The sequence below is a fragment of the Agrobacterium sp. 5Ca50 genome (assembly GCF_055381905.1).
Genome location: NZ_AP026439.1, coordinates 511,239 through 523,041 on the forward strand (window position 1 = coordinate 511,239; position 11,803 = coordinate 523,041).

12 protein-coding genes and 1 pseudogene are annotated in these 11,803 nt (G+C 55.4%); 4 read left to right on the forward strand and 9 right to left on the reverse strand.

Annotated features, from left to right (window positions below):
* Positions 1–48: 48 nt before the first annotated feature.
* Positions 49–849 (forward strand): AraC family transcriptional regulator, encoded by an 801-nt coding sequence (locus ACZ5FM_RS19950; RefSeq protein WP_464040512.1) that lies wholly within the window; start codon positions 49–51, stop codon positions 847–849.
* A 33-nt stretch (positions 850–882) separates the two neighbouring features.
* Here the strand turns inward: ACZ5FM_RS19950 and ACZ5FM_RS19955 are convergent, their stop codons facing one another.
* The 6 genes from ACZ5FM_RS19955 to ACZ5FM_RS19980 form a co-directional block, all read right to left on the reverse strand.
* Positions 883–2,025: a tyrosine-type recombinase/integrase gene (locus tag ACZ5FM_RS19955; RefSeq protein WP_464040513.1), complete on the reverse strand. Its 1,143-nt coding sequence runs from the start codon at positions 2,023–2,025 to the stop codon at positions 883–885.
* The gene (locus ACZ5FM_RS19960) at positions 2,022–2,426 is read right to left on the reverse strand and encodes a type II toxin-antitoxin system VapC family toxin (protein ID WP_464040514.1); all 405 of its coding nucleotides are present in this window, start codon (positions 2,424–2,426) and stop codon (positions 2,022–2,024) included. Before ACZ5FM_RS19960 ends, ACZ5FM_RS19955 begins: the two co-directional genes overlap by 4 nt.
* Entirely contained in the window at positions 2,423–2,680 is a 258-nt protein-coding gene (locus ACZ5FM_RS19965; protein WP_464040515.1) for a type II toxin-antitoxin system VapB family antitoxin, read from the reverse strand. The genes ACZ5FM_RS19960 and ACZ5FM_RS19965 overlap by 4 nt, the downstream gene beginning before the upstream one ends.
* A 177-nt stretch (positions 2,681–2,857) precedes the next feature.
* Entirely contained in the window at positions 2,858–4,255 is a 1,398-nt protein-coding gene (locus ACZ5FM_RS19970) for a c-type cytochrome (RefSeq protein ID WP_464040516.1), read from the reverse strand.
* A 2-nt stretch (positions 4,256–4,257) separates the two neighbouring features.
* Positions 4,258–5,874 (reverse strand): GMC family oxidoreductase, encoded by a 1,617-nt coding sequence (locus ACZ5FM_RS19975; RefSeq protein WP_464040517.1) that lies wholly within the window; start codon positions 5,872–5,874, stop codon positions 4,258–4,260.
* 10 nt (positions 5,875–5,884) lie between these two features.
* Positions 5,885–6,430 (reverse strand): sugar dehydrogenase complex small subunit, encoded by a 546-nt coding sequence (locus tag ACZ5FM_RS19980; protein WP_312947444.1) that lies wholly within the window; start codon positions 6,428–6,430, stop codon positions 5,885–5,887.
* A gap of 306 nt (positions 6,431–6,736) precedes the next feature.
* Between ACZ5FM_RS19980 and ACZ5FM_RS19985 the strand changes: the two genes are divergently transcribed.
* Positions 6,737–7,174: a MarR family winged helix-turn-helix transcriptional regulator gene (locus tag ACZ5FM_RS19985; RefSeq protein ID WP_464040518.1), complete on the forward strand. Its 438-nt coding sequence runs from the start codon at positions 6,737–6,739 to the stop codon at positions 7,172–7,174.
* 473 nt (positions 7,175–7,647) lie between these two features.
* Here the strand turns inward: ACZ5FM_RS19985 and ACZ5FM_RS19990 are convergent, their stop codons facing one another.
* Positions 7,648–8,766 (reverse strand): FAD-dependent oxidoreductase, encoded by a 1,119-nt coding sequence (locus ACZ5FM_RS19990; protein ID WP_464040519.1) that lies wholly within the window; start codon positions 8,764–8,766, stop codon positions 7,648–7,650.
* Between the two features lie 54 nt (positions 8,767–8,820).
* Here ACZ5FM_RS19990 and ACZ5FM_RS19995 point away from each other — a divergent pair, with 54 nt between their 5' ends.
* On the forward strand, positions 8,821–9,267 hold the full coding sequence (locus ACZ5FM_RS19995; protein ID WP_464040520.1) for a MarR family winged helix-turn-helix transcriptional regulator: 447 nt from the start codon (positions 8,821–8,823) through the stop codon (positions 9,265–9,267).
* Between the two features lie 22 nt (positions 9,268–9,289).
* Positions 9,290–9,577: pseudogene (locus ACZ5FM_RS20000) on the forward strand (GFA family protein).
* A 234-nt stretch (positions 9,578–9,811) separates the two neighbouring features.
* Here the strand turns inward: ACZ5FM_RS20000 and ACZ5FM_RS20005 are convergent.
* Together ACZ5FM_RS20005 and ACZ5FM_RS20010 are read right to left on the reverse strand one after the other, a co-directional pair.
* On the reverse strand, positions 9,812–11,311 hold the full coding sequence (locus ACZ5FM_RS20005) for a tripartite tricarboxylate transporter permease (protein WP_464040521.1): 1,500 nt from the start codon (positions 11,309–11,311) through the stop codon (positions 9,812–9,814).
* A gap of 11 nt (positions 11,312–11,322) precedes the next feature.
* Complete coding sequence (locus tag ACZ5FM_RS20010; protein WP_464040522.1) at positions 11,323–11,802, reverse strand: tripartite tricarboxylate transporter TctB family protein; 480 nt, start codon at positions 11,800–11,802, stop codon at positions 11,323–11,325.
* Position 11,803 lies beyond the last annotated feature (1 nt).

Genomic DNA, 11,803 nt, shown 5'->3' on the forward strand with positions numbered 1-11,803 from the left:
TCGAATCATATCGACAAAGCCGGCGCAGGAATTTAGACATCCTCTCAGATGATAACGAAATCCCACCAAGCACCGCTCTTCCTTTCATGGGCTGCAGTCGACAATGATCTCGACTTATCAACGGCACGCGCAAGTGCTGTGCGGATCGATGTGTCGCAAAATGATCGTGAGGTTCCAGAACATCACCATCGCAAGGGTCAACTGGTCATGGCGTTGCGAGGAGGCGTAACGTGCCGGGTACCGAACGGCATGTGGATGGTTCCTCCGAGCTGTGGAGTCTGGGTTCCCGGCGGCATGCGTCACAGCAATATGGCAACTGCAAATGCTCGTTTGTTTTTCCTTTTTATTGAACCGGGGGCTGCCAATCTACCTGATCGGTGCTGCACACTTTCGCTCTCGCCGATGGTCAGGGAACTCATCATCGAGTTGGCAGATCAATCTGAAGACATCGAAATGATCACCAGTCTCCTTTTATCTAAACTGCCGCGCATGCGTGTGGAGGAATTGCACCTTCCTTTGACTGAAGAGCCAAGGCTTAGGTCCATTGCGGTAGCACTGGTTGATGATCCATCGGACCGTAGCACGATGACGCAGTGGGCGGCGCGTGTTGCAATGAGTGAAAACTCGCTTGCCAGGCTCGTGCAGCATGAGACCGGATTGACGTTCGGACGCTGGCGACAGCAACTGCAGCTAATTGTTGCACTTAGGAACCTTGCTGCTGGAGCAACCGTGCAACAGATTTCAGGTGATCTCGGTTATGAATCTGTGTCAGCCTTCATCACGATGTTCAAGAAAGCGCTCGGATCATCGCCAGCCAAGTATCTCAAAAACCTTGCACGCGACCGGTGACGCAAAGTATGGCGCCGCAGCGCAAACTGATATTCACAACATTCGAGCTGCACGTCCGCTCCGCCGCGTGGCATTATTGTAGTAACTTGAAGCTTGCTGGACCGAGCGATGTTTGGACTGGTCCATGGCTTCGGGCAGAGTAATGCCTCTATTGGCAGCTTCGGTCAGATAGCCGGAACGCAAACCATGTGCTGAGATTTCTGTAGGATCCAGTCCGGCCATTACGGCACGTTGTTTGATGATGGCATTGATGGACTGCGGATCAACGGCACGCCGTGATACCGTTCCCCACCTGCCAATTGACCTGAACAGACTGCCCTTGGCGATTTTTGCTGCGGCTATCCAGGCATCCAAGGCCTCTACTGGCCGACCGGTGAGATAGACGACGTCGTCTCGTTCGCCGGTGGTAGTTTTGGTCCGACCCAAATGAATGGCAAGCGAGGCCAGGGGAGGGCCGTCCGGCACCTCGATCGGCGCTTCGGCGGAAAGTTGCTCCAGACGCAGCCCGGCCACTTCGCTGCGGCGGCGACCACCTGAAGCAAAGGCAAGCATGAGGATTGCCCGGTCACGGAGATCCCTTAGACTTTCGCTTTCACAGGTGGCCAGCAGTTTTGACAGCACATCAGCTGTAACGGCCATGGTACTTTTGCGTTTACGGGCCTGTGGCGTTGCTCGAACGGCAAGCCGTATCGCGGATTTGAGGGCAGGGGAGGCGAATGCACCAGTATGACCGCGCCATTTCGTTAGTGTCGACCACGATGCCAATCTCCTGCGGACGGTGTCTGGCGCGTGTGGACCCGTTGCGCGCAGAAACCCCTGCTCACGTAACCTCTGGGAAACCGGGTCAGGCATGCCATGGTCGGGATCGGCTATGCGCTTTTCCGGATCCCATAGATGGTGAGCAACAAACTTGAGAAGCAATGCCTCTGGCGCTGGCCAGGGCAGGGGGCTGCCGGTTGAAGCCAATGACCAGGCTTCGAGATAAGCAAGATCGGACGTAAGCGCCCGTAGCGTATTTTCTCCCATGCCTTGGTTGACGAGATGCCGCAATGTTTCGACATCCTGATCCGTTAGAAGCTCTGCGAGTTCGTCTCGACGCTCGATCGGCAGAACGGCCGCGATTGTATCGAGTTCTTCCGCGCGGCGAGCGACCGGATTATCGTCGGCAGGTTTCATATAAGTGACGACGATGGATGGATTTTAAGATCAGTCTGGCCAAAGTCGTACCCCTTGAACAAAAGCGATGCCTTGGCAATTGCCGCAACTGCATAGGAGTAACAGTCACCCATGTTCAGTCCTGCCGGGTGGCGTCCTTTGCCGAACTGGTCAAAAGCCTTTTCGGCCGCATGATAATGCCGTTCACCAAAGTCGACCGCAGTCACGTTCGGCAGATTAACGAACAGCTTGATAATTGCTCCCGCATTCGAGAACTTCTTGCCCGAAAGCACCATGCGCGTCTCCAGAAGAGTCGGCCAACCAACAAGAATCTCTTCCCGGGTTATGAGAGCCTGAAACAGTTCCGCCTCGGGCTCGTTCAACGCGGTTGCCAATATTACAGACGTATCAATGGCAATCATATTGGCAGGCCGTGTTCGTCATAGAGGTCATCATGAGCGGAGGTGGTTCCGGCGGGCACCGAGCGCCGGCCTTCAGCCATTAGGTCCCACAGTGCATCCGCCGGTGTCTGCGCCGATTTCTCCCGCAGTTCCTGATCATAACGCTCAAGCGCCAGTTCAACCAGGCGGTTTATTGGCTGACCGGTGCGACGCGCCAGCGCATGGGCAAGATCTCTCGCCTTGCCGCTGCGGATGGAAAGCTGTGGTTCGGACATGGCATTCCCTTCAAATTTTGCCCTTAAGATATGCTTTGCGGACAAAGATGGCAAGAAAATCACGGGAGATGGCTAAACACTGATAACAATTAATTATTGACTACTCATCAATCGACTTTGCCGCGTTCCTCTATAAATCAGGGCCACGAACTTCGGAGCCCTGAGTTTTTCGATAATTTAGACTTGGGTCGCTGGCGATCTTCGCGTGCGCCACCACAGGGTGATGAATGTAAGGATAGCGACGAGAAGGAAAGCGCCGACGCCCATTCCGATACGGGCAAGCTGCACCATATTCGACTTGGGCCCGCCATCACGGATGACCTGAACATTTTCCGGTGTCACGTTGAGCTTCTTGTCACCGTAGCTTGTCAGAATATAGTTGGCGAGGAGGGCGATATCGTCGTTGTTAAGGTGGTTCATCGCATTCGGCTGGTCGCCGAAAGGCGGCATAAACACGTCGCCGCTCTCGGTCTTGCGGTGGACGCCATAGAGGATGGTCGCTAAAAGATTGTTGGCGTTGTCGCCCGAAGTCGCTGAGTTTTTAAAGAGCGTTGGATAGTAGCGATCCTTCATACCCTGTCCTTCATAGCCATGGCAGGAAGCGCAGTTTGCCGAGTAGAGCAAGCCGCCCTTGGCTAGGGCATCGGCGCTTTCATTCAGACTGCGACCACGGAAAGACGGAACCACGCTCATCGCCGTGCCATGGCCAAAGCGCGATGTATCGCCCTTCGAAATCGCCGGGATTGTCGAGAGATAGGTTGCCATAGCGCCCAGATCCGCATCGGTAAGGTACTGGAAGCTGTGCGAGATTGCCTCGGCCATGCTGCCGGAAGCAGAGTTGTTCATATCGCTGACCTTGCCGGTCTTTAAATATTCCACAAGCTGCTTCTTGGACCAACTGCCGACACCGTTATTGACGTCAGCCGTAATGTTGGGCGCATACCATGCGCCAACCTGCGAGCCCGACATCTTTGCGGAGGTTTCCTGCATGAGGATGCCGCGCGGCGTGTGGCATGTGCTGCAATGGGCAGGGCCTTCGACAAGATAACGACCCCGGTTCCATTCATCCGACTGGCTCGGATCGCTCGTCAGTGGTGTATTGTTGCGGAACAGCAGGTTCCAGCCCATCATCGATGCGCGGATGTTCATCGGGAAAGGAAGTGACGTTTCCTTGGTCGTCTGATCCACAGGCTTCACGCCCTGCATGAAGTAGGCGTACAGCGCGCTGATATCCTCATCCGACATATGTGAAAATGCAGTATAGGGCATCGCTGGATAGAGGTTTGCGCCATCGGCACGCACGCCCTTGCGAACGGCGTCGAAAAACTGCTGTTCGGTATAGTTGCCGATACCGAACTCCTTCGACGGCGTAATGTTGGTGGACATGATCGTTCCCACCGGCGATGACATCGGCAGGCCTCCCGCCATGGGCTGACCGCCGGGGGCGGTGTGGCATGCCACGCAATCCGAGGCGGTAGCGACATAGGCGCCGCGTTTAACGAGCGCGTCGTTGCTGTCCTGAGCGAAAGCGATGGTGGGCAGGAGGGCTGCGATAATGAACAGGGATCGTTTCATGCTCATTCTCCCCTCGCCTGGGCAACCAGCGCATCAGCGGCCTTGAACGCGGTGGCGACCATGGTGATTGTGCTATTGCCGCAGGCGGTGGATGCCATGGCACCGCCGCCAACGATGAACAGGTTTTCGTGGTCGTGAGCACGCGACTCGGCATCGACAACCGAGTTGCTGGCGTCGTTGCCCATGATCGTCCCGCCCATGATGTGCTTGCTCTGCGAGAACGTAGTTCCGATCTTGACATCGACAGCACCCATCGCGACGGCGATGCGTTCGGCAATCGGTTTGGCATAGACCTCGAAGGAGCGGCGTGTGTAATCGCCGACATCGTAATAAACGTGTGGCTTGGGCAGGCCCAGCCAGTCCTTCTTGTCCGAAAGCGTCAGCCGATTATTCGCGTCTGGCAGCATTTCGAAAGCCATGACGACATTAGCGGTGCAGGCCGTCAGGCGGCGAATTTCTGCGTCCAGCGCCTTGCCAACCAGCCCCTTCTTCAGCGCATCGAAGGTGACGAAGCGATTGCGGGCGAAGTTGTTGTAGCGGAAATAGGCACCGGCATGTTGCGAGCGGAAGTCGCCCTGGGAGGTATGCATGATGCCGCTGTTGACCACAGAGCCAACGCCAGACCAGTAAGGTTCGGCAGTGATCACATTCATGCTGATCTGAGGATGATCCATCATGTTGCGGCCGACCTGATCCGAACTGTTGGCAATGCCATTCGGGTTGCGGTCGTCTGCCGACATCAAAAGCAGCTTTGGATTTTCGATACCGTTGCAGGCTAGAACGAAGTTCTTGCCCGTGACACGGTGCGACTGGCGGTTCTGGTCGAAATAATGGACGGCGGTGACGGTGTTGCCTTCGCCGGTTTCGACGCGATAAACGACGGAGTCAGAAAGGATCGTGGCACCTTTCGCTTCCAAACGGCCAAGGGCCGTCGCGCCGTCGTATTTCGCGCCGACGGGACAGACAGGAACGCAGTTGTTGTTGGCGCAGCAGGCGGGGCGGTCATCGTAGGGAATGCCGCTGTTGCGCGCCTGCGAAACTGGAATGTTTTTCAGGCCGATTGTGGCAACGGCTTCTGTGAAGCGTTTTTCACCGGGGCTGAACGGCAGTTCCACCATCGGATAGGGAGCCGAACGGCGCGCAGGCCACTGCTTTTCCGGATCGGAAGGACCACAGATGCCAATCTTCCGTTCGGTGCGTACGTAGTAGGGCTCCAGCGTGTCGTAGTCGAAAGCCCAGTCACGACCGACGCCATAGAGCGAGTTCAGACGCATGTCCTCCGGTGTCAGGCGCCAACTCGTACCCGCCCAGTGCCAGGTCGACCCCCCTGCGTATCGGATGTAGGTCTGGTCATAGGAATCTGGTCCATCGAGTTGTAGGTAGTCGTCGCCCGGCATCGGATGCGGTGCCCAGATTGCTGGCGGATAGGAGGAGTTGGCGCTTCCTTTCAGCGCAAGTGGCAGGTTGCGGAAGTTTTCCGTCACCTCAGCGCGGGACTTGCGAGGACCAGCCTCGATCATGAGAACGGAGTGGCCGGCATCCAGAAGCTCCTCGGCAATGACGATGCCGACGATCCCGGTTCCGACGATGACGACATCGGCGCTATTGATATTAGACATTATGAAAATCTCAGAAGGTTGGCATGTCAGCCAGAGAGGCTGAAGGAACGACATCCCACAGATTGGGACCGGTCAGGCCAAATGACGGGATGGTGACGACATCGGCTGTCGTCTTGAAGGTCAGCGCTTGCTCGAAGGTAAAAACCTCCGCATCGGTCTTGGCGGAGGAACAGCCACTGTACCATGCCAGGATTACCCAATGGGCAAAGTCCTTGAGCTCGCCTTCGGGAATGTCGTTCATGAAGTCTTCAACGATATTCGCCTGCTTCTTCTCGGCAACGGCGATGATGGCATCAAGCATCTGTGTCAGGTTCTGGTGCTGACCCGCTGCAAATGAAGCGATGCGATTGCCGACACCAGGACTTAAGTCATGATCGATCAGAAGATTGGACAGCTTCATGAACCGGTCCTGCACGCTGGCATCAACTGCTGCCATCGTCAGCTTGGGAGCTAGAGATGCAAGCGCGCCGCCTGCAAAGAGGGCGGCGCTACCAAGCAGCATACCGCGACGTGACAACAGGGCGTTGCCACTTTTATCATTATTTTCTTTTGTCATGGGTTTCCTGAAGAAAGACAGAGACCAAGCAAGGGCACGAACTTATCGCAATTATCCATTCGACGCGTCGCATCCGGTCAAATTGTCGAGCAAGGTCAGAAGATTGCGTTGACTTGGAGGGTGTCTTCACGAGTAATGGCGAACAGGATGGGGGATGCTTTTTGTTCGTCATGCAAGGCCTGAAATGGAATCGGGTGGGTGCAATGAACAGGTGCATCCCACAGCACAGAGTAATTAGTTGGATTGCTGATTATCAGCTACGCCACCAATTGCGCATTGTCAATTCGGGCAGGAGTACACCTAGTAGTGAAATTGACCGCTGATCACATGCTGAACACGCATGGAATCTTGCTCAGGCGTTGCCAGCAAGTCGCTCTTGCACTTTTTAGCGATGAAGCTAATGAGCTGGGCTTTTCCCCCACACAGTTCAGTGCACTTGCATTTATCAAAATAGAACCCGGCATCCACCAGAATACACTGGGGGACAGGATCGCTCTGGATCGCTCATCCGTCACCAAATGCCTGGAAATTCTCGAAGAGAAAAACCTAATAAAGCGTGATGTGGACCGGCAAGACAAGCGTGCTCGGCTGCTTTACATCACGCCTGAAGGTGAAGAAACTCTCGAAAAAGTTGCCGACGCCGCAGTTCGCGCACGAAAGCGGATTACAGACGCGATGGGGGAAGAGCGATTCTCCAATTTCGTGGATGACATGAAGGCGTTCTGCGAAATTCTTGATACGTAGTTTGCTGTTGGATAGCTAAAATGTGTTGATACCAACCCAGCTCTCAAGACGAGAACTGGGTTGATTGAGCTATTAAAACTCTTCCCAGTTGTTCTCGGATGTATCGAGCGCGGCGTTACCGGAGAAGGCCGAGGAAATCTCGCGGCTTAACGCGCGAGCAACCTCGACAACCGCACGATTTGCAAGATTCCTAAGATATCAAGGCTTGTCTCGTGAAGAGCGCTTGATGCTCAGGTGTTCGAGACGCGTGGCGATTGAATTGGTTGGGGTTTGGCACACGGTTGGTGTGCCGACTTTCACTTTAGCTGGTATATGCTGGCGACGAGTGCCTCTTTAGCCAAAGATACGGACTGTCCGTTGACGATACTTTGGACATTGGTTGCGAATGTACGCTGACGAAAGGCCGTATGGATGTTATTGACTACTCATCAACCGCTCTCGGGATCGCGAGTTCACATTCCATCGAGGCGATTTTAGTCCTTCACCGTCACGCGCTCACGATAGTGTTGCAGGACAGATGTGGCGCCCTCTTCGGAGAATATGGCGTTCAATCCCTGCGCGGCGCCTTCGGCTGCAATCTCAGCTCGGCGAGCCATGGTTTCCTCGAACCGGGCGATAGCTGACCCTGCGTTGTCGGAGGAAAGAGCGTCCGCCAAATCAACCGCATCTGCAAGCGCGAGGTTCACGCCTTCGCCCGAAAACGGCGACATCAGGTGCGCTGCGTCACCAAGCAATGTCAGTCCTGGCCTGCTTGGCCAGCGGAGACCAATAGGCAGTGCATAAAGTGCGCGGATACCGAGTATTCGTCCTGTCTCGATCACGTCCCTCAGCGGCGGCGCCCATCCTCGAAAAGCCTCGCGCAGCGTGGCGCGAAGCGAACTGTGCGACAGCTTTTGCCATTGCCGAACCGTCGCTTCCGGAATTCGCAAGCCAGCATATCCCCTGATATGGCCGAGCCCGTTTCGCTGGGTTATCAATGCACGGTTATCACCGACAGCAAACATCTTTCCGCTTCCGGTCAGGGTGTCGATCTGCGGGTGGTCCGTGATATCGAAGCCCAGTTCTACAAGCGTTATGCCCTCATATGCTGGGACGGCATCGCTCAACAGCGGCCGAACGCGCGACCAGGCGCCGTCAGCTCCAATGACGATATCGAAACGTTCGCGCCATCCGTTGCCAATCAATTCATAACCAATGCCATCGGATGCGATATCAATGGTCCGGCTGTTCCAACGGATCGATCCGACCGGCAAGGCATCCAGGAGTATGCGGCGAAGCGCGCTACGGTCGATTTCGGGTCGATCATCGCCGGGTTCATTCCGGTCAAAGAGGAGGGCGCCATCGGAACCAAATAGTCGGTCGCCCTGATCTTCGGGTCGCGCCATAGCTGAAAACTCTGTCTCCAGACCGGCAAGGCGGATCGCACGTTGACCCGTCTCAATATGAAGGTCGAGCGATCCCCCTTGCGGTCGCTCCTCTGCGTAGCTGTCTCGCTCGAGCACAACGGGGTGTATGTCACGCAACTGCAGTAGTCGCGCCAGCATCAGCCCGCCGGGTCCGCCCCCGACGATTGCGATCCTTTGTCTTGTCATATCGGCCTTCTCCGGTTACATAGGTTCCTATATATAAACATAGGAACCTATGCAATGACTGAAGATGAATGGGACCCTCTGAAACAACCCGGCCATTACTTCAGCCGTATAGCGCGCGGTTTGGCGCGCGTCGGGGATGCACGATTACGTGAGCTCGGATTCGCGACCGCGCAACTGCCTGTGCTTACCGCACTCAAAGGCGGCGACCGGCTGTCTCAGATCGAACTCGCCCGATGGGCGAAGGTCGAGCAGCCGACCATGGCGCAAATGCTGGCGCGGATGGAACGCGACGGCTTGATCAAGCGGGAGCCCGATCCGCGAGACAAGCGGTCGAGTCTGGTGTCGTTGACGGATGGCGCACTCGCACGTTTGCCCGCCGGTCGCGCTGTTTTGCGTCAGGGTAATGCGGACATGACCAAGGGATTATCGCTGGAAGAGGTCGACACACTCGTGTCTTTACTTCGGCGAGTGCTTGATAACGTGGAGGCACTTGAGACGTAAAGGGCGCTCCATGCGCTCTTATATGCACATAGATGGCGCATGCCAGTGCACCGACTGCCAGAGATTGACGGGAGCCGCCTACAGAGTAACCGTCACTGCACGACGCAGCAAGTTTCCGATAACGACCGGCGAGCCCAGGCTTTACGTCAAGACCGCCGACAACGGTCGCCCGCGGTTGCAGTTCATCCGTTCCGATTGCGGATCACCCATCTACACGACAGGAGAGCATGAAGATGCCGAGTAGGTCGGACTCAGACTTGGGACGGTCACTGAGCGCCAGGAGCTTAAACTCCACTCGTACATCTGGTGATCTTCGGCGCGGGGATGTGCGCAGGATCAGACTCGACTTCCGGGGCGAGCAGGTGATTGAGCGTCCCGGACCCGAACATACCGATTGACCAAGGTCGCAGCCGGAGACTACGAGGCCAAGATGGGAGGTGCCTCGAAGGACACCCCGCTGAGAATGAGTGGACGAATGAAACATATGGGAAGTCATAGGAATTTTTCCCCCATTCCCGGCCAGCTCTCAGCTTAATTCATTGCGCTACTCCGTAAAAACCTTTTTGCGTTGTCGACGTATTGATGGAAGAACCATCAACGTCAGGACAACCAGCGCGATGAATAAGAGCGTCGCGCTCAATGGGCTGGAAACGAAAGTAGCTGGATTTCCCCTTGAGAACATCATAGCTCTTCTAAGGTTCTCTTCGAGCAATGGGCCAAGAATGAAACCCATGAGAAACGGCGCAGGTTCGCAGTCCAGCTTTAAAAGGATGTAACCCAGAAAGCCGAACATCGCCACTAGCCCTAAGTCCAGATCGTTCATGTTCGTCGAGTAGATACCAATCGCGCTGAACAGCAGAATGGCAGGGAACATAAAGTTGTAGGGCGTGGACAACAGCTTTACCCATATGCCTACGAGAGGTAGGTTGAGCATCAACAGCATGAGGTTGCCGATCCACATTGAAGCAATCAGCCCCCAAAACAGGGATGGGTTTGTAGTCATAACGCTGGGACCAGGCTGAATTCCCTGAATCATCAGGGCCCCGACCATTATTGCCATAACGCCGTTACCTGGAATACCCAAAGTCAACATCGGAATGAACGATGTCTGAGCTCCCGCGTTGTTTGCCGATTCCGGTCCTGCTACCCCCTCAATAGCCCCTTCGCCAAACTCTTCGGGACGTCGGGATAACTTCTTTTCTAACGCGTAGGACGCAAAGGACGACAGCGTCGCTCCACCACCCGGTAAAACCCCCATGACCGATCCAAGCCCGGTGCCTCGAAGAATTGGAGCGATGGCGTGTTTTATTTCGGACCAGGAAGGCAGCAGACCTTTTGGTTTGGTGACTTTGCTTTTCCGGCTCGGGTCGTCCTCCAAGTTGGAGAGAATTTCGGAAATTCCGTAGATGCCCGTTGCGAAGGCTACAAAATTAATTCCGTCCATTAACGCGACCTGTCCGAAGGTGAAACGCGGGATGCCAGTGTAGATGTCCGCGCCAACCAGGCCAAAGAGCAGACCCAAAATGATCATCGCCAACGCTTTGATTACTGAGCCGCTTGCAAGCGTCACAGATAAAATCAGACCAAGAACGATCAGAGAGAAGTACTCAGGAGGCCCAAAGCTCAGCGCGAGCCTACTGAGAGGTGGGGCAAATACAACGACAACAACAGTTGCCATTGTACCTGCGACGAATGAACCGATGGCAGCAATCGCAAGGGCAGCGCCCGCCTTGCCTTTCTGGGCCATCTTGTAACCATCAATGGCGGTGACCGCGGATGAAGCCTCTCCGGGCAAGTTAACGAGGATCGCGGTCGTGGACCCGCCATATTGCGCACCGTAGTAGATTCCTGCCAGCATGATCAATGATGTCGATGGATCCAAGCCAAACGTGATTGGCAGAAGGAGGGCAATTGTTGTCGTGGGGCCGACCCCAGGCAACACACCGATGAGAGTACCTAGCAAGCAACCGATCAGACAGTAGAGCAGGTTTTGCAGCGTCATCGCTGTTTGTAGTCCTAGAAGGACGTTGTCGAAGAGTTCCATCGTTTAAGTCCTCACCTTCCTAGCAGATAGCCGAAAAGCGGCAATGGAACACCAAGCGCCCAGATGAAGACCGCGGTACATCCAGCTGCCAGACACATCGCCGAATAAGCGCGGTGCTTCAAACTCATGGTAGGTGCGGCAATGGTTGCCGTCAGGGACGCCAGAGCAACCGCAGGCACAAACCTCAGCGGGCGCAGTGTTAGGGCGAATACAAGCGGCGTCGCAAGCACTGCGATAAGTGCCGTAGGGCGAACGACTATCATTCGAACCGATGGCTTTCGGCGGCCCGTAACAGTTAAGGCGATGCCAAGTGAAGCGAGGGCTCCAGAAAGAAGTGCAGGATAATAGCCTGGCCCCATTTGAGCCGCGCGACCCATAGGGTAAAAAGTTGACATACATCCGAATGCGGCAGCAAAGCCGAAGAACAAGACACCTGCAACGACATCCTTATTGATCGAGACTGCGAGTTGGTTCGTTTCATTTTTATACATT